We start from the raw sequence: 16,917 nt of genomic DNA, 5'->3' as shown, positions 1-16,917 counted from the left end.
TTCGCTGCGCTCGCAATGACGGAATGCGCGGCAACGCGGTGCGCCCATCAAACTCACCTTACCACCGACAGCTTCTCCGTGATCGCCTTGCGCAGGATACGCGACAGCGATTCCACCGAATAGGGCTTCTGGATCAGCTCGAAACCGCGATGCGCATTCTCGGCGAGCACGTTGCTGTAGCCAGAGGTGAGCACGACGGGCAGGCCCGGATAGCGCTCGCGGATGATGCTGGCGAGCTCGACGCCATTCATGCCGGGCATGATGACGTCGGAGAAGACGAGATCGACGGCGAATTCGTTTTCACCGAGGATGGTCAGGGCCGCATCGGCGCTGGCGACGCGGCGGACGACATAGCCGAGATCCTCCAGCAGCTCGGTGGAGAAGCGGCCGACCTCGTCGTTGTCCTCGACCACGAGCACGCGGTAGCCGCGCCCGGTGGCCGCGGCCTCATGGGTCAGTGCCGCGGCTTCCTTGTCCGTCGCAGGGCTTTGTGCCTGCGGCAGATAGATGGTGAAGGTCGCGCCTTTGCCTTGCCTGCTCGTCACCGCAATGTCGCCCTCGGACTGTTTTGCGAAGCCGAAGGCCTGGCTGAGGCCGAGCCCGGTGCCCTTGCCGACCTCCTTGGTGGTGAAGAAGGGCTCGAAGATCAGGTCGAGATGCTCCGGCGCGATGCCGCAGCCGGTGTCGGTGACCGAGATGGCGACATAGTCGCCGCCGCGCGCCGATTGTGCGCGCAGGCTCGGAATCCCAAAGACCTTGCGGACGGCGATGGTGAGGCCGCCTTCGCCGTTCATGGCGTCGCGGGCGTTGACGGCGAGATTGATCAGCGCGCTTTCGAACTGCGCGATGTCGGCCACGGTGAAGCAGCCGGCATCCTCAACCTCGACCGCGATCTCGATGCGGCCTCCGACCAGCGGACGGATCAGTTGCGCGACGCCCTCGACCTGGCTGCCGACATTGAAGATCTGCGGCTTGAGCGGCTGCCGCCGCGCGAACGCCAGCAGCTGTGCAGTCAGCTTGGAGGCCCGCTCGACCGTCTCGGAGATGGCGTCGACATAGCGGCGGCGGCGCTCCTCCGGCAGCTCACGGCGGCGCAGGAAGTCGGTCGCCGAACGGATGATGGTGAGGAGATTGTTGAAGTCGTGCGCGACGCCGCCGGTGAGCTGGCCGATCGCCTCCATCTTCTGCGACTGTCGCAGCGCTTCCTCGCCGCGCCGGCGCTCGGTGATGTCGACGGCCTCGGGCACGGCGCCGGTAATGTTGCCGTGGCGGTCGAGCACGGGGCGCATGCCGAATTCGAAATCGCGCTCGCCGATGGGAAGGCGCAGCCGCATCTCCAGCCGCACGGCTTCGCCCTTGAGCACGGCATCGAAGGCGTCGCGCACCAGCGCGCTCATGCCCTCCGTTGCGCTGAACCAGGGAGTCTCCCACAACGGCTTTCCGATGACGTCCGAGGAATTCGCCTTGATGCCGTCAAGCGCAGTCTTGTTGGCGTAAAGCAACTCGCCCCTGAGATTGACGAGGCCCTGATACTGGTTGCTGGTCTCCAGGATCGCACGCAGCCGCGCCTCGTTGGATTCGAGCTCGGCGGTGCGCTGGGCGATGCGCTCTTCCAGAGTCTCATTGAGCTGCCGGAGCTCGATCTCGGCCTGCTTGGCCGCGGTGATGTCGTGGGCGACGCCGATGAAGCCGATATGCTTGCCGGTCGGGTCCCAGCGCGGCTGCGATTCCGAGCGCAGCCAGCGCCATTCCCCCTTGGCATTCTTGTAGCGTGCTTCCAGCACGAACGGCTTTAGCGACGCTTCGCCCTGGACGGATTGCTGGAGCACATGCGGCAGGTCGTCCGGATGCAACACCCTGCGCCAGTCGAAGTCGATGGCCTGATCATAGGGCAGGCCGACGAAATCGACATAGGCCTGGTTGGCGAAGGAGCGCTTGCGGTCGAGCTTGGTCACCCAGATCGGCACCGGCGCGCTGTCGGCGATCAGCCGGAAGCGTTCCTCGCTCTCGCGCAGCGTCTCGCGCGCGAGCGCCTGGGCGGTGATGTCGATGTGGGCGCCGACGAGGCGGATGGCGCGGCCGTCCTTGTCGCGCTCGATCTTGGCAACGACCCGAATCCAGCGGGTCTCGCCGTCATTGGGGCGGATGATGCGGTATTCGGCGGTGTAGTCTTCGCTCGTTCCGGCGAGAGCCTCGAAGAAATGTTTGACGGTCGCGTCGCGATCCTCGGGATGGATGCGGTTGACCCAGTCCTCGTGCGTCTCGTCCGCGGCCTCCGGGGGCAACCCATGGATCATCAGATATTCGGGCGAGCGACGGTTCTTGAAGCCCTCACGGAAGTCGACCTCGACGCCACCGACCTTGCCGATACGCTGGATGCGCGCGAGCTCGGCCTCGCGCTCCTGAAGCGCGCGATAGGCGTTGTCACGCTCGCGCGCGACGTCTTCGAGGTGCTGGCGCAGCCTTTCGGCAGCGATTGTCTCGGGCAAGGGTTTGTTCAAGGCATGGGCCGTTGTCATGCGGGTGCGCACGTGCCGGACCGATATTCACACAGACGGAGCGTGATGGCCATCGCTTAGAAGGGAATATGCAGGGAAGGGGCGCGGATTCCGGCGGGTATGAACGAATGCCTCCACCGGCTATTTGTTCCTGACGTTGGAACGATGCGCCCTCTGTGCGCGTATCTGCGAGGCGCGACAACTCTGATTCCACAAGACTCCCTTTGCGAAGAGGCTAAATCTTGAAGCTCTTTGTCTGCCAGGCCTGCGGCAACGTCCTCTATTTCGAGAACCGCGCCTGCGAACGCTGCGGTCACCGCGTGGCCTTCCTGCCGGAGAAGGAGACGATGTCGGCCGTCGAGCCCGACGGCGAGGCCTGGAAGACGCTGACCGACAAGGGCGAAAGCCGCATGCTGTGCCGCAATGCCGAATACGATTCCTGCAACTGGCTGACGGATACTGGCGACGGCACGGGCTACTGCCGCGCCTGTCGTCACAACGGCATCGTGCCGGATCTGTCGGATCCGGCGCAGCTCGCCGGCTGGCGCGAGCTGGAGGTGGCAAAGCACCGCCTGTTTTATTCCCTGATCCGCTGGAAGCTGCCGCTCCAGACCCGGCAGGACAATCCCGCGCATGGGCTGATCTTCAATTTCCTCGCCGACGATCCGCACAGCGGAGAGAAGGTCATGACCGGTCATGACAACGGCCTGATCACGATCGCGCTCACCGAGGCCGACGACATCGAGCGCGAGCGGCGCCGGCTCGAGATGGGCGAGCCCTACCGGACGCTGCTCGGGCATTTCCGCCACGAGGTCGGACACTATTTCTGGGACGTGCTGGTGCGGGACGGCGGCAAGCTCGACCAATGCCGCGCCATGTTCGGCGACGATTCGGCCGATTACGGCCAGGCCTTGCAGCGCCATTATGCCGAAGGCGCGCCGCCGGACTGGCAGCAGAACTACGTCTCCGCCTACGCGACGACGCATCCGTGGGAGGACTTCGCCGAGACTTGGGCGCACTATCTCCACATCGTCGACACGCTGGAGATGACCGCCGAGTTCGGCATGGAGGTACGCCCCAAGGTCGACCGCGACGGGGAGCTGACGACGCGCATTCGTTTCAACTCCTACGAGGCCCGGGATGTGGAGGCGCTGGTCAGCGCATGGCTGCCCTTTACCTTCGCCATGAACAGCGTCAACCGCGCCATGGGCCTGCGCGACCTCTATCCCTTCATCCTGTCGCCCGCCGTGATCGCCAAACTGGGTTTTGTTCACAGCCTCGTGCGGGACGTAGCCAAGGCCGGGAAGCCGTAGGCGGTGCCAGGGCCCGCCGGCCCCGTTCCGCAAGCCCGTTCCGGTCTTGCGCTGGTACGCCAGAGGGGAGGGATTTAGACCGTTGCCTCCGGCCCATTTTGATGTACCACGGGAGCCACACGGCCCATTTCCCATAGGCCCCGACGGCCAGGAAAGGGTCCCCGCCCAAGGTCGAGACTCAAGAAAAGCATGTTCAAACGCATTCTGATCGCCAATCGCGGCGAAATCGCCTGCCGGGTCATCAAGACTGCCCGCCGGATGGGCGTTCAGACGGTTGCGGTCTATTCCGAGGCCGACCGCGATGCCCTCCATGTCGAGATGGCCGACGAGGCCGTGCTGATCGGCCCGCCGGCTGCGGCCGAGAGTTACCTGGTGATCGAGAAGATCGTGGACGCCTGCCGCAAGACCGGCGCCGAGGCCGTGCATCCCGGCTACGGCTTCCTGTCCGAGCGCGAGGCGTTTCCGCGCGCGCTGGAGGCGGCCGGCCTCGTCTTCATCGGCCCGAACCCCGGCGCGATCGCGGCGATGGGCGACAAGATCGAATCCAAGAAGGCGGCCGCCAAGGCCAAGGTCTCGACCGTGCCGGGCTATCTCGGCGTCATCGAGGACGACAAGCACGCGGTCCGCATCGCCGACGAGATCGGTTATCCCGTGATGATCAAGGCCTCCGCCGGCGGCGGCGGCAAGGGCATGCGTATCGCGAACTCCAAGGCGGAGGTCGCCGAAGGCTTCAACCTCGCCAAGGCCGAGGCCAAGGCCTCGTTCGGCGACGACCGCGTCTTCGTCGAGAAGTTCATCGTCGATCCCCGCCACATCGAGATTCAGGTGCTGGGCGACAAGCACGGCAACGTGATCCATCTCGGCGAGCGTGAATGCTCGATCCAGCGCCGCAACCAGAAGGTTATCGAGGAGGCGCCGTCGCCGCTGCTCGACGAAGAAACCCGCCGCAAGATGGGCGAGCAGGCCGTCGCGCTGGCCAAGGCCGTGCACTACGATTCCGCCGGCACCGTCGAGTTCGTTGCAGGGCAGGACAAGAGCTTCTACTTCCTGGAGATGAACACGCGTCTCCAGGTCGAGCATCCCGTCACCGAGCTCGTCACCGGCATCGATCTCGTCGAGCAGATGATCCGCGTTGCCGCCGGCGAGAAGCTCGCCATCGCGCAGAGGGACGTCACGCTCACCGGCTGGGCGGTGGAATCGCGCCTCTATGCCGAAGATCCGTTCCGCAACTTCCTCCCTTCGATCGGGCGCCTGGTGAAATACCGCCCGCCGGCGGAAGCCAGCAAGGATGGCATCACCGTGCGGAACGACACCGGCGTGCAGGAGGGCGGCGAGATCTCGATCCATTATGATCCGATGATCGCCAAGCTGGTCACGCATGCACCCTCGCGCGCCGCCGCGATCGAAGCGCAGGCGACCGCGCTGGACGCGTTCTATGTCGACGGCATCCGTCACAACATCCCGTTCCTGTCCGCGCTGATGCATCATCCGCGCTGGCGCGAAGGCCGGCTCTCGACCGGCTTCATCGCCGAGGAATTCCCGAAGGGCTTTGCGGTGCGCGTGCCCGAAGGCGAGGTCGCGCGGCGGATCGCTGCGGTCGGCGCCGCCATCGATCATGTGCTTGGCGAGCGCAAGCGGCAGATCTCGGGCCAGTTAGGCGGCCGCATCGTACAGCGCGAGCGTCGTCGCGCGGTCTGGCTCGATCACCAGGAGATCCTGCTCGAGGTCGGACGCGAGAGCGAGGCGATCGCGGTGCGCTTCATCGATGCCGAGGGCAAGGCCGGCAATGCGCATCTGTTGCAGTCACCGTGGAAGCCCGGCGATCCGGTCTGGCAGGGCACCATCGACGGCCAGTTCATCGCGGTGCAGACGCGGCCGATTGCCAATGGCATCCGCCTCGCGCATCAGGGCGTCGAGGTGCCGGTCTATGTCTGGACCGAGGCGGAAGCGGCCTCGGCACGCTTGATGCCGGTGACGACGGCCTCCGATACCGGCAAGAAGCTGCTCTGTCCGATGCCGGGCCTCGTGGTCTCGATCGCCGTGAACGAAGGGCAGGAGGTCAAGGCCGGCGAGACGCTCGCGGTGGTCGAAGCCATGAAGATGCAGAACGTGCTGCGCGCCGAGCAGGACGGCACCGTGAAGAAGATCCACGCCAGCGCCGGCGCCACGCTCGCGGTGGACGCGCTGATTTTGGAGTTTGCGTAAACGTGTGAGTGAGGCGGGCGGTCTGCCCGCAACCACCGTCATTGCGAGGAGCGGGCGACAAAATTGCAAAGCAATTCTGCGCTGAAGCGACGAAGCAATCCAGTCTGTTTCCGCGGATACATTTTTGGATTGCTTCGCTTCGCTCGCAATGACGGGGTATGCTGCGGCCTCCGTGATTTAACCGAGACAGCACCATGGCCTTTCGTTCCCGCCGCGAGAAACTGCGATCGATCCTGTCGGGCGGGACTTGCGTCCGTCCCGGCTCGGTCTACGACGCCATCTCGATCCGCATTGCCGAGGACCTCGGCTTTCCGCTCGGCATGTTTGGCGGTTCGGTGGCCTCGCTCGCCGTGCTCGGCGATCCCGATGTCACGCTGATCACGCTCACCGAGCTTGCCGAGCAGATGCGGCGGATGTCGCGCGCCTCCGCGCTCCCCGTCCTCGTCGATGCCGATCACGGCTATGGCAATGCTCTGAACGTGCGCCGAACGGTGCAGGAGCTGGAGACAGCGGGGGCTGCCGGGCTCACCATCGAGGACACGCTGCTGCCGGCGGCGTTCGGCGAGGCGAAGACGCAGCTGATCCCGCTCGAGGAAGGCGTCGGCAAGATGAAGGCGGCGCTCGACGGCCGCAGCGATCCCTCGCTCGTGATCATGGGCCGCACTGGAGCTGCCTCGATCACTTCGATCGAAGATGCGATCCGGCGCGCCGTGGCCTATGAGGCCGCCGGTGTGGACGCGCTGTTCTTCACCGGCATCAAGTCGCGGGCGGAGCTTGCGGCCATCGCATCCGCCACGCACCTGCCGCTCGTGCTCGGCGGCGCTCCGGAGGAATTGAAGGCGACCGACTATCTCGAGAGCCAACGCGTGCGCATCGCCCTCCAGGGGCATGCTCCGATCGCGGCTGCAACGCAGGCCGTGTACGAGGTTCAGAAAGCGTTGCGTGACGGCACAGCGCCGAAAGCGCTGAAGGGATTGCCCGCAGCGGAATTGATCAACCGCGTCATGCGCGAAGCCGACGTGAAGACGCGCAGCGCCAACTTTCTTGGGCTGAAAAAATGAGCAGGGCGATCCTCCAGGTCATGATCCGCGGTCGGGTCCAGGGCGTCGGCTACCGCGCCTGGGTCGAGTACCAGGCGACCACCAGCGGTCTCGAAGGCTGGGTCCGCAACCGCCGCGACGGCAGCGTCGAGGCGCTGTTCGCGGGCGCGCCCAAGCACGTCGCCGACATGGTGGCACTGTGCCGCCACGGCCCGCCGTCCTCACGCGTCGACAGCGTCACCAGCGAGACCGCCGGTGCGGATGAACTAAACCTGCGCCGGGCAGGGGAGGCATTTTCGGTGTTGCCGACGGTGTGAACGCTCGCAACAGGTCGTCATCCCCGCTAGTCCCGGGCATCCACGTTCTTCGTGCGACGGGGCTAGACGTGGATGGCCGGGACAAGCCCGGCCATGACGGCGAGGAGGCTTCGGTGCCTCAAGCTCTCGAAGAGAACAATCACCGTGGCAGCTTGGCAATGGCCTCGCTCAGCTCGTGGATCTCATAGGGCTTGCGCAGGATCGGGAAATCGCCGCGCACGCCTGCGGCGACCTCGCTATAGCCGGTGGCGAGCAGGATCGGCAGGCCGGGGCGGATCTGGCGCAGATGCTGGGCGAGGCTGAGCCCGTCCATCTTGCCGGGCATGACGATGTCCGAGAAGACGAAGTCGACGCCGTTCGTCTCGATCTCGCGCAACGCGGCTTCGGCATCAGCGACCCTGCGCACGCTGTAGCCGAGCTGTTCTAGCAGGCCGACGCTGACGGATGCGACCTCGGGATTGTCCTCGACCAGCAGCACCGTGCCGCTGCCGCGGAACGGTGATGCTCCCGCCGTCTCACGTGATGGCGCGTCGTCTGCGCGTGGCAGGAGGATGGTGAAGGTGGTCCCCTTGCCGAGCTCGCTTGCGACTTTGACCGTTCCACCCGCCTGATGAGCAAAGCCGTGCACCTGGGAGAGGCCAAGGCCAGTGCCCTTTCCGATCGGCTTGGTCGTGAAGAACGGCTCGAAGATCTTGTCGAGGACGTCATCGGGAATGCCAAGCCCGGTATCGGTGACGTTGATCGCGACGAACCTGCCGGCGAAGGGGTCCTCATGCAGCACGACGTTGTGCGCACCGATCGTCACCGTGCCGCCGTCGGGCAGCGCATCGCGGGCATTGATGACGAGATTGAGCAGCGCGGTCTCGAGTTCGGAGACGTCGGTCTTGATCGGCCAGAGATCGGGGCTGATGTCGAAGGCGAGGCGCACGGAGCTGCCGACGCCGGCATCGAGCACCTCGCGGATCGCGGCGATACGCTCGGCGAAGTCGATCGCCTGCGGATTGACGCTCTGTCGCCGCGCGAAGGTGAGCAGCTGGTTGGTCAGCGCCGCGCCGCGCTTGGCGGCGGTCTCGATGGCCGAGATCGCGCGCTGCAGCTTGGCCTCGTCCTTGGCCCCTCTCTTCAGCATGTGGAGGCTGCCGCTGATGATCATCAGGAGATTGTTGAAGTCGTGGGCGACCCCGCCGGTGAGCTGCCCGAGTGCATCGAACTTCTGGGCTTCGGCGAGCTGCTTCTGCATCGTTTCGAGCTTGATCTGCGTATTGCGGCGTTCGGTGATGTCGCGCGTGATCTTGGCGAAGCCGACCAGCTCGCCGTCCTCGTAGATCGGATCGATCACGACGCTGGCCCAGAAGAACGTGCCGTCCTTACGGACGCGCCAGCCTTCCTCCTCGTAGCGGCCCCTTTCCCGCGCGATGCCCAGAGCGCGCGCGGGCTTGCCATTGGCGCGGTCGGTCTCGGTGTAGAAACGGGAAAAATGCTGGCCGAGGATCTCATCGGGCGCGTAGCCCTTGATGCGCTCGCCGCCGATGTTCCAGCTCGTGATGATCCCGGCGGGATCGAGCATATAGAGGGCGTAGTCCGCAACGCCTTCGACCAACAGCCGGAAACTGCGTTCGCTCTCGAACAAGTCTCTCTGTTGATTAGACTTTTTTACCATTCCGGACCCCGCCTCGACGGGGACAAACGCTGGGGGCGGCGGATTGGTTCCCGGGATCTGGGACATTTTTAGGCAAACATCAGGGGCCGTATGCAGATCGGCCACCACCCCCACGAGACGCCACGCAGCGCGCTCGAAGCGATCCTGTGAGCGTTCGCGGTCTCAAGCCGGCATGCTCCGGAAGGTCGCCGCCACCGCGCGCAGCGCCGCCAGCTTGGCGGGATCGCTGACCTTCGAATGTAGCATCACCTTCGAGCTGCCGAGTTTCGGCAGCTTCTGCGCCGGCCCGATGTCGACCAATCCGGGAGGTGCGATCCGCCGCGCCAGCGGTGCGGTGGCGAGCCCGGCAAGCGCGGCCGCCACCACCGCGGCGACGCCGCCGCCGACAAAGCGTTCGCGCCAGGCGATGCCGGCTTTGTCGAGCGCGCGCACGGCGATGGCGCGGACGCCGCAGGGCGGGGCGAGCGTTGCGAGCGGCAGCGGCTCGCCCTTCGGCAGCGTGAGGCGGCGTGCGGCAAACCAGCCAAACTCGTCCTCGGCCAATTTTTCGCCGCCGCGGCGGCTGCCTTCCTGGCGGACGATCACGGCGTCGAGTTCTCCCGCGTCATAAGCATCCTGCATTTCGCGCGAGAAGCCGATGGTGACGGCGAGGGTGAGATTCGCAGACATCGCATGCAGTCGTTCGAGCAGCGGCACCAGCTCAGGGCCCGCGGCGTGGTCGGAGATGCCGAGGGAAAGCGACTGCGCGGTCGCCGCCTCACCCGACAGCGCGCGGTCATGCGCCGCGATCAGCGCGCGGGCGCGATCGAGGAACGCGGCGCCGTCGGCGGTGAGCCGGACCGCGCGCGGCGAACGCTCGACGAGACGTTTTCCCAGTAACGCCTCCAGCCGTTGCAGCTTGAGGCTGACCGCCGCCTGCGTCGTGCCGAGCGCTTCGGCGGCGCGCGTAAAGCTCTGGAGGTCGGCAACCAGCAGAAAAGCCTGAACGGTGGCGATGTCGAGCGTAGCTGTCATTATAAAGCTTTATCACTGGTATCAACAGAGATAAGATACCAAAATGATGAGCGGAGGTCTAGCTTCTCACCGACGCCGCGCAAATCGCGCGACATTCTTGGGAGAACCAGCATGCCCCTGATCACCGTATCCTACACCACGTCCCGCCAGTCGCCGTCGCTGAAGGCCGACATCGCGAACGCCGTGTCCGAGCTCACCGCAAAGATCCTGCACAAGGATCCCGAGGTGACCGCCATCATCGTGAAATCGGTCGATGCGGGCGACTGGTTCGCCGGCGGCAAGTCGCTCGCCGAGCAGAAGCTTGCGAGCTACTGGATCGACATCCACGTCAGCGAAGGCACCAACACCAAGGACGAGAAAGCTGCCTATCTCGCTGCCATGTTCAAGCGCATGGCCGAGATTTTGGGCCCGCTGCATCCCGAGACCTATCTGCACGTCGACGAGGTCAAGGGCGATGCCTATGGCTTTGGCGGCCTGACCCAGGAGCGGCGCTACATCGCCGGCAAGCTCGAGGTTTCGCTCAAGGCGGCGTGAGACAGGAAGCCGCGGGTGATGATCTCACCCGCGGCCCGAATTTCAGCTCGCCGCCCGGAACTGAACCTCGGAATTGTTCAGGAAGCACGTCTTGTCGAACAGCTTCAGGTCCAGCGGATTCGGCAGCCTGACATCGCTGAGATCGGGGCAGGGCTTGACTGAGGGATCATAGGATCGATCGATCTGTGCGATAAAGACGACGATCAATCCCCCGTCGCGTGCGAACGATTTCAGCGCGCGCACCTGAACGGAGAGGTCGGGGTTGTCCCGCCTCTGGTCGAGCAGTTGCAGATAGTCGATCACCACGACTGTGCCGCGGGGAGCTGCGGCCATTTGCTTCACGACGTAGTCGGCGCTGATGGCGTCTGAGCAATCGATCTCGAACAGTTTGTCGAACTGCACGGGGTCTACGCCGATCGCGCTGAGGCGGTCCAGAACGTCTTTCTCGGTATACTCGAGCGAGAAGAACGCAGCGCGATGGCCCGACCGCATGGCTTCGACGGCAAGCTCGAGGCTCATCAGTGTCTTACCTTGCCCGGGGCGCGCGCCGACCAGCACGAGGTCGCCCGGCCGGAATTGCGGAAACAGCCTGTTGGCCGGCGTCACCGCGGCAGCTTTCGCCGCCAGCATGCTCCAGGCGGAAAAGCCTTCCGCCGTGGCGATGCGGTCAAGCGCGGCGTGGAGCGGAATGCCTTGCTCGTGCGACAGGCGCTTTGCGTTTCGCTTCAGACGATAAATGGGTGCAGACAACTTCATCGAGAGAACCTCCCATTGCGAGCAGAAAGCGCAATCCCTCCTTATGCCTGGCGCTCGAACAGTCGGTCCGATGATCGAATCGCCCGGCATGACGTCTGCTTTCCCGGCGGAGGGGGGAGGCGCGGGCGGCACCAGAATCAAACATAGCCGATTCCGCGGCGAGCGGAGAACACGCGCGATCGGCCTCGAACAAATAATAAATGTTAGACTGCCGCTTCTGGCAGCAGCGCGCGGGTCGGCCCGAACAGCTCCTCGAACGCCTGCCGGAGCGCGATGTCGACATCGGCCATGGTCACGAGCTGGCCGAGATCGACCAGCGAGGTGACGCCGTAGCGGGGATCGGCGACGCCGCAGGGCACGATGCCGTCGAAGTGCGACAGCTCCGGCTCGACGTTGATGGCAATGCCATGGAATGACACCCAGCGCTTCAGCCGGACGCCGATCGCCGCGATCTTGTCCTCGTGCTCAGGCCCCTTGTCGGGCCGCTTCACCCAGACGCCGACCCGGTCCTCGCGCCGCTCGCCGCGGACGTTGAAGGCGGCCAGCGTGCGCAGAATCAGCTCCTCCAGGCTCGCGACATAGGCCCGGACGTCCGGCCGGCGGCGCTTGAGGTCGAGCATGACATAGGCCACCCGCTGGCCGGGGCCGTGGTAGGTGAGCTGGCCGCCCCGTCCAGTCGCAAAGGTCGGGAATCGGGGATCGAGCAGGTCGGATTCCTTGCCCGAGGTGCCGGAGGTGTAGAGCGGGGGATGTTCGAGCAGCCAGACCAACTCGGGAGCCTCGCCCGCGGCGATCGCCGCGACGCGGGCCTCCATGGCGGCCACCGCGTCCGGATAGGGCACCGGAGCGTCCGAGATAAGCCACGCGACGGGCTCGCCGCCGGCGGCGGAAAACGACGTCAAATCCAGCTCTTGACGCTGGTTTTGGCGGGGGCTTTTAGGCGAATTAACCATTAGCTAACCATAACGTGGTGATCATCACGGGAGCAAATACCAAGTCCTTTGGTTCAAAGTCCCAAGTTGCGGCGGTCCTGACAGTGCCCACTCTCGATAAAGTCACCGTGGATCTCATGGTCGTCCTCGGCACGACCACCATGCCGATCCATCAGGTATTACGTCTTTCCCGCGGCGCCATCATCGAGCTGGACGCAACCGAGGCCGACGAGGTCAAGGTCTTGGCCAACAATTTGCCGGTCGCCTCCGGCGTCGTGCTGGTCGATCGCAACCGGATCGCGGTCGAGGTCAAGCAGATGCTGCCGCGCACGCCGGGGACGCGGTAGCGCCCCGGGGACGCGGTCGCGGGCCGGGCACGCGGGAGCGTCCTGGGCGCCCGATAGGGCCGATCCCTGGGGAAGGGGCCGGAAACTTTCCTGCCAAGCTTGTGGAATTCGGGGCCCTTGCAGGCTTGTATCCCCCTGATGGATTTGTTAGATCGGCGGCCGCTGATCCGGCCAGCCTAACGACCTCAGGCCGGCATCTCCTAGCGCTCGTGGCGGAACTGGTAGACGCGCTGCCTTGAGGTGGCAGTGGGTAACACCGTGGGGGTTCGAGTCCCTCCGAGCGCACCAAGCGCGTAAGTCATTGAAATATATGATAGTTTCTTTTTGAAACTACTCGAAGAGCACTTATTCGCCACTGGAAAGTGGTGCGCCGCCCTAAAGAGATAACCGCACGCAGCCTGAAGGCCGCATCGCGCTAAGGTGTCCAGCCCTCTAGTTGCGGTCAGCCAGCTAAATCCTTCACAATTGTCTGGCCCATTTCATCACTGTTCTGACGAGCACTGGGATTCTAGTGCGCTCCATGCCGCGTCGTCCTGCCAAGATCACTCAAGGTGAAATTGCTCGCGTGATCCGCGCCGCCAAGGAAGCTGGCGCAGCGGAGGTGGTGATCGACGGTGAGGGGCAAATCCGCATTCCGCTATCATTGAACGGAGTGGCTTCGCCTCCATCACAGGAGTGCGACGACGGTCAAGCCTGGACGCCGTCCGTGCTCGCAAGAAAGAAACGGTGGTCATCTCGAGATGCCACGTCCTGGCCGGATATTCCAAAACAGCCACTCAGACTCGTCGGTCGGGCAGTTGGTAGAGGATGAGAAGCCAGAATGCCTGTAGGCGGAAAGACATCCCAGCCGATCGGCGCAGCAAGCTTGCGCTACACCGCTTTGGTTCCTTGGGCAAAACCTATATTATCGCCTTATGAGAACGGCCGCTAAGCTCGAACTCGATGCCGGCACCAAGACATTTGCCTCGGGCCTCCTGGCTGATTTGATAGACGCGCTGCGCCGCAGCCGTAAGGGCGACCTGGTGGCCTTGATCAGCGGCGATCCAAGCATCGGCCCCGACCTTGAGGCATGGTGTCGCTTCACCCGTAACAGTTTGGTTGACGTGGCGGTCGAACAAGGTCGCACCCGCTGGGTAGTTCGGTACGGAGAGACTCCTGAAAGCGTCGAAGATCGGCCGGTCGGCTCTCGTCTATGGCTTTATACGAACTTCGACTGCAACCTAAGCTGCGATTACTGCTGCGTGCGCTCCTCACCCAAAGCTCCGCGGCGGGCTCTTGGTATCGAGCGCGTGCGACGTATCGCTGTCGAGGCGGCCGAGCTCAGTGTGGGGGAAATCTTTGTGACCGGCGGCGAGCCATTCATGTTGCCAGATATCGGCGAGATCCTTGCCGCATGCGCGGCGGCGGCGCCGACCACGGTCCTCACCAACGGCATGCTGTTTGCCGGACGTCGGCTCGCAACGCTGCGCTCATTGCCGCGCGAGCGCGTAACATTTCAGATCAGCCTGGATAGTCCGACGCCGGAGCGCCACGACGGCCACCGTGGAAAGGGAACCTGGGCACGCGCCTTGAGAGGAGTTGAGCTGGCGTGCGCCGAAGGATTCCGGGTGCGATTGGCGGCGACGGTGTCAAGTGACGCGGAAGCCGAGGAATTCCGCAGCTTCCTGGATGCCCATCACGTCAGCGAGGAGAACCGCGTAATCCGGCGGATTGTCCTGCGAGGCTCCGCCACACAGGGCATTGCGTTGGCTAGGGCGGATCTGGTTCCTGAAGTAACGATTACCGCCGAAGGCGTGTTTTGGCATCCGGTCGGCGCAGAGGATAAGGACCTGCTGGTCAGCCACGACATCTTTCCGCTCGCCGAATCCTTTGCAGCCGTGCGCCGTGCCTTTGATCGCGAAAATGAGCATCAGCGCCGGTTGGCAATGATCTTCAATTGCGCCTGATAGGGGCGGAGCTCTCTATCGCTAAGCCGAGGGGCGCGTTAAGAAGCCTTGTTGCGCCGATGCTTCCCGCAATTCGGCGTAGGCTGCAAGCTGCGGCGCTATCCACTGGCGCAGCCCTTCGGCCTCGAGCACAGCGCGATGCGTCGGGTTTTCGTAGCTCATGGCGAATAGTGCTTTGGCAAAGTGCTGCTCCAACGCGGGGTCCAGATCGGATCGGGCAGTGAACATGCAGTGATTATATGGCGGCGAGGTCCAGATTTCGGTCAGCGCACCTTCCGGCACCAGACGCTCTGTACGCACCGCGTTCCAGAATGGGCTGCCGATTGCGCCGGCATCGGCGCGGCCGTCGAGCACCGCGCGAACGACGTTGGACTCGCTCGTCCCCGTGTCACCGTGCTTACCGAGGTCCGTGTTGAAGCGCAGCGTTCGGTAGTCTTCCCCCTCAATCAGTCCCTCGCGCTCTAGAAAATAAACCGGGAGGATTGCCGCATGGCCGCTGTCGCGGCTGCCGAGCGCCAGGGTCCGGTTCTTGAGATCGCCAAGCGTAGCGACCGGCCCACCGGTGACCGCAACGATCTTGGTCATCCAGCCGACGTCGGTGTCGCGCATCGCGATCGGGCGGCAGCGCTTGTCGCTCCAGGCATCGGCCTGGACATAGGCGAGGTTCGTGTTCCATGCGATGTCGATCCGCGGCAGCCGCTCGCCCGGCAAAGCCAGCAGCGCTGCGACCTGGGCCTCGTAGCTCTGAAACAATACGACCTCGACGGCGAGATGCGCCTCCTCGTGAAAGTAGCGTCGCATGCCCTCCCAGATACTGACCACCTTCGGATCGTATGCGACGGCACCTACCCAGATCGTCTGGCTCATGATTACTCCTCGCCTGTCACGCCTGATTTCAAATGCGATCAATCGCGATCCGAGGCGGCCAGCAGGGCAACCCTGCCGCGCTCAGAACAGCGGTATTCCCAACACGGCCTTGCCGATGAATTCACGCAGAACATCGCCCGTCGGCGCCATGACCGCGCCTGCATGGGCATCGCGGAACAATCGCTCGATGGCCAGATGCTTGGAAAACGCAGCACCTCCGCACACCCGCATCGCCGCCGAAGTGACGCCGATAGCAACATCACCCGCCGACGCTTTGCACTCGAGCACGCGCAGCATGGTGGTATCTCGGGGGCGCTCGAGGTGACCGACGAGATCGTCGACGCGCGCGGCGAGCCCATCAGTGTCGATTTGCATTGTCGCAAGTTGCGCGCGAAGCGTCGGCAGGCTCTCGCCGAGGCTCTGGCCCAGATGCTCGAAGCGAGCGCTCTTGAGGTGAGCTGTGGTCCCCGCCACGGCGGCCCGGCAAAGGCCTAGCGCGACCGCCGATGTCCCGAGGTTGAACAGCGGAAGCACGATTTCCAGCATCGCCTTGAAGCCCGCTCCGTCGTCGGTCAGCTGAAGACTCGATCCGACCTCGGCGTCCTCAAGGATCATCGGCGCGGAAGCGTTGGCGCGCATCCCGAGACCATCCCATGGGCCGGCGACCGACAGTCCAGGCGCACCAGCGGCGAAAAGGTAAAGGGTTGAATCGGTCGGACTCTTCCCTTCAGGAGCCAGCGCCGAGACAACATAGCTTTGCGCGTGACCGGCGCTCGTCACCCACGATTTCTTGGCCGTGATGCGCACATTGGTGCCACTACGGATCGCTCGCGAGACAGGCGCCCAGAAGTGGCTGCGGGATCCGGCTTCGCTGAATGCCAGCGTGGTGAGGTGCTGACCGGCTGCAATATCTTTCAACGTCTGCACGACGGCTGCACCGGGACGGGCCGCGGCGATCGTCGCGGTGGCGCACATGTGCATCAAATAGACCATCGCGGCCGACGCGTCCGCTTCCGCAAGCGTCGCAATGATGGCAGCGAGGGTCCTTGGTCCGAGAGCCGAGCCGCCGACTTCGGTGGGCAGCATCATCCCCAGCAGTCCGGCCGAGCCGAGCGCCGCGACTGCCTCCGACGAAAATCGAGCATCCTTGTCGTTTTGTCGTGCCGCCGGCGCCAGTATGCGGTCGGCGATCTCCCTGGCCTGCGAAACTGCAGTCTCGTGGTCCATAACAGCCCTCCGTCGTGCTCGGTCGAATTGAACTAGCTGCAGGCGGCTGTATTGCACTGCAGCGGATGTGTCGGGTCGGAACGCCCAGCGTGTGGCGCTACCGCTTCCGTATACTCGCTGTTGGTTTCTCCACGCCAAAGTACCCCCAAATTATTACGCCGCTCAAAGCGATCTGGTTACGTCACCCGGAGGATATTTTTTAGACGTCGGTCGCACCTTTTGCTTGTTCCGGCTGCGGCCGGCGGAGACAATCATCGCAGC

Annotated in this window: 14 protein-coding genes and 1 tRNA gene; 8 read left to right on the top strand and 7 right to left on the bottom strand. The window is 64.3% G+C overall.

What is annotated here, in order from left to right:
- Positions 1 to 53 precede the first annotated feature (53 nt).
- Positions 54 to 2,531 carry a PAS domain S-box protein gene (locus tag LRP30_RS23785; protein WP_249756485.1) on the bottom strand — a complete coding sequence of 826 codons (2,478 nt, stop codon included), beginning with the start codon at positions 2,529 to 2,531 and terminating at the stop codon, positions 54 to 56.
- Positions 2,532 to 2,740: 209 nt separating this feature from the next.
- Here LRP30_RS23785 and LRP30_RS23780 point away from each other — a divergent pair, with 209 nt between their 5' ends.
- The 4 genes from LRP30_RS23780 to LRP30_RS23765 all read left to right on the top strand — a co-directional run bounded on the left by LRP30_RS23780 (position 2,741) and on the right by LRP30_RS23765 (position 7,373).
- Positions 2,741 to 3,811 (top strand): putative zinc-binding peptidase, encoded by a 1,071-nt coding sequence (locus LRP30_RS23780; protein ID WP_249756484.1) that lies wholly within the window; start codon positions 2,741 to 2,743, stop codon positions 3,809 to 3,811.
- Between the two features lie 189 nt (positions 3,812 to 4,000).
- Entirely contained in the window at positions 4,001 to 6,016 is a 2,016-nt protein-coding gene (locus LRP30_RS23775; protein WP_249756483.1) for an acetyl/propionyl/methylcrotonyl-CoA carboxylase subunit alpha, read from the top strand.
- Positions 6,017 to 6,210: 194 nt separating this feature from the next.
- Positions 6,211 to 7,077: an isocitrate lyase/PEP mutase family protein gene (locus tag LRP30_RS23770; RefSeq protein WP_249756482.1), complete on the top strand. Its 867-nt coding sequence runs from the start codon at positions 6,211 to 6,213 to the stop codon at positions 7,075 to 7,077.
- Positions 7,074 to 7,373: an acylphosphatase gene (locus tag LRP30_RS23765; protein WP_091889695.1), complete on the top strand. Its 300-nt coding sequence runs from the start codon at positions 7,074 to 7,076 to the stop codon at positions 7,371 to 7,373. Before LRP30_RS23770 ends, LRP30_RS23765 begins: the two co-directional genes overlap by 4 nt.
- Positions 7,374 to 7,512: 139 nt before the next feature.
- Here LRP30_RS23765 and LRP30_RS23760 read toward each other — a convergent pair whose 3' ends face one another.
- Both LRP30_RS23760 and LRP30_RS23755 read right to left on the bottom strand, forming a co-directional pair.
- The gene (locus tag LRP30_RS23760) at positions 7,513 to 9,033 is read right to left on the bottom strand and encodes a PAS domain-containing sensor histidine kinase (RefSeq protein ID WP_249756481.1); all 1,521 of its coding nucleotides are present in this window, start codon (positions 9,031 to 9,033) and stop codon (positions 7,513 to 7,515) included.
- 162 nt (positions 9,034 to 9,195) lie between these two features.
- A complete protein-coding gene (locus tag LRP30_RS23755; RefSeq protein ID WP_249756480.1) occupies positions 9,196 to 10,047 on the bottom strand; it encodes a LysR family transcriptional regulator in 852 nt (283 codons plus the stop codon).
- Positions 10,048 to 10,158: 111 nt separating this feature from the next.
- Between LRP30_RS23755 and LRP30_RS23750 the strand changes: the two genes are divergently transcribed.
- Positions 10,159 to 10,581 carry a 4-oxalocrotonate tautomerase family protein gene (locus LRP30_RS23750; protein WP_128933228.1) on the top strand — a complete coding sequence of 141 codons (423 nt, stop codon included), beginning with the start codon at positions 10,159 to 10,161 and terminating at the stop codon, positions 10,579 to 10,581.
- Between the two features lie 42 nt (positions 10,582 to 10,623).
- On the opposite strand, the gene LRP30_RS23745 is transcribed toward LRP30_RS23750, so the two are convergent.
- Complete coding sequence (locus LRP30_RS23745; protein ID WP_164940030.1) at positions 10,624 to 11,337, bottom strand: DNA helicase; 714 nt, start codon at positions 11,335 to 11,337, stop codon at positions 10,624 to 10,626.
- 203 nt (positions 11,338 to 11,540) lie between these two features.
- Positions 11,541 to 12,290, bottom strand: a complete 750-nt coding sequence (lipB, locus tag LRP30_RS23740; protein WP_128943306.1) for a lipoyl(octanoyl) transferase LipB — start codon at positions 12,288 to 12,290, stop codon at positions 11,541 to 11,543.
- An 83-nt stretch (positions 12,291 to 12,373) separates the two neighbouring features.
- On the opposite strand from lipB, the gene LRP30_RS23735 reads away from it, so the two are divergent.
- The 3 genes from LRP30_RS23735 (at position 12,374) to LRP30_RS23725 (ending at position 14,562) form a co-directional block, all read left to right on the top strand.
- On the top strand, positions 12,374 to 12,616 hold the full coding sequence (locus tag LRP30_RS23735; protein ID WP_011088012.1) for a FliM/FliN family flagellar motor switch protein: 243 nt from the start codon (positions 12,374 to 12,376) through the stop codon (positions 12,614 to 12,616).
- A gap of 203 nt (positions 12,617 to 12,819) precedes the next feature.
- A tRNA-Leu gene (locus tag LRP30_RS23730) sits at positions 12,820 to 12,904 on the top strand.
- Positions 12,905 to 13,530: 626 nt separating this feature from the next.
- Positions 13,531 to 14,562, top strand: coding sequence for a radical SAM protein (locus LRP30_RS23725; protein ID WP_249756479.1), 1,032 nt, complete (start codon positions 13,531 to 13,533; stop codon positions 14,560 to 14,562).
- A 21-nt stretch (positions 14,563 to 14,583) separates the two neighbouring features.
- On the opposite strand, the gene LRP30_RS23720 is transcribed toward LRP30_RS23725, so the two are convergent.
- Both LRP30_RS23720 and LRP30_RS23715 read right to left on the bottom strand, forming a co-directional pair.
- Positions 14,584 to 15,429, bottom strand: a complete 846-nt coding sequence (locus LRP30_RS23720) for a PhnD/SsuA/transferrin family substrate-binding protein (RefSeq protein WP_249756478.1) — start codon at positions 15,427 to 15,429, stop codon at positions 14,584 to 14,586.
- Between the two features lie 81 nt (positions 15,430 to 15,510).
- Positions 15,511 to 16,713 carry an acyl-CoA dehydrogenase family protein gene (locus tag LRP30_RS23715; protein WP_249756477.1) on the bottom strand — a complete coding sequence of 401 codons (1,203 nt, stop codon included), beginning with the start codon at positions 16,711 to 16,713 and terminating at the stop codon, positions 15,511 to 15,513.
- Positions 16,714 to 16,917 lie beyond the last annotated feature (204 nt).

This window comes from Bradyrhizobium sp. C-145 (assembly GCF_023375135.1).
In the GTDB taxonomy this organism is placed as follows: Bacteria; Pseudomonadota; Alphaproteobacteria; order Rhizobiales; family Xanthobacteraceae; genus Bradyrhizobium; species Bradyrhizobium zhanjiangense.
Note: the sequence above shows the minus strand (reverse complement) of the source record. Positions and strands in the feature narration are given on the sequence as shown.

What these genes read in the sequence shown, in the direction of transcription:
- LRP30_RS23775 (WP_249756483.1), top strand. Translation starts at nt 4,001, where the DNA reads ATGTTCAAACGCATTCTGATCGCCAATCGCGGCGAAATCGCCTGCCGG.
- LRP30_RS23770 (WP_249756482.1), top strand. Translation starts at nt 6,211, where the DNA reads ATGGCCTTTCGTTCCCGCCGCGAGAAACTGCGATCGATCCTGTCGGGC.
- LRP30_RS23765 (WP_091889695.1), top strand. Translation starts at nt 7,074, where the DNA reads ATGAGCAGGGCGATCCTCCAGGTCATGATCCGCGGTCGGGTCCAGGGC.
- LRP30_RS23760 (WP_249756481.1), bottom strand. Translation starts at nt 9,033, where the DNA reads ATGGTAAAAAAGTCTAATCAACAGAGAGACTTGTTCGAGAGCGAACGC.
- LRP30_RS23755 (WP_249756480.1), bottom strand. Translation starts at nt 10,047, where the DNA reads ATGACAGCTACGCTCGACATCGCCACCGTTCAGGCTTTTCTGCTGGTT.
- LRP30_RS23750 (WP_128933228.1), top strand. Translation starts at nt 10,159, where the DNA reads ATGCCCCTGATCACCGTATCCTACACCACGTCCCGCCAGTCGCCGTCG.
- LRP30_RS23745 (WP_164940030.1), bottom strand. Translation starts at nt 11,337, where the DNA reads ATGAAGTTGTCTGCACCCATTTATCGTCTGAAGCGAAACGCAAAGCGC.
- lipB (WP_128943306.1), bottom strand. Translation starts at nt 12,290, where the DNA reads ATGGTTAATTCGCCTAAAAGCCCCCGCCAAAACCAGCGTCAAGAGCTG.
- LRP30_RS23725 (WP_249756479.1), top strand. Translation starts at nt 13,531, where the DNA reads ATGAGAACGGCCGCTAAGCTCGAACTCGATGCCGGCACCAAGACATTT.
- LRP30_RS23720 (WP_249756478.1), bottom strand. Translation starts at nt 15,429, where the DNA reads ATGAGCCAGACGATCTGGGTAGGTGCCGTCGCATACGATCCGAAGGTG.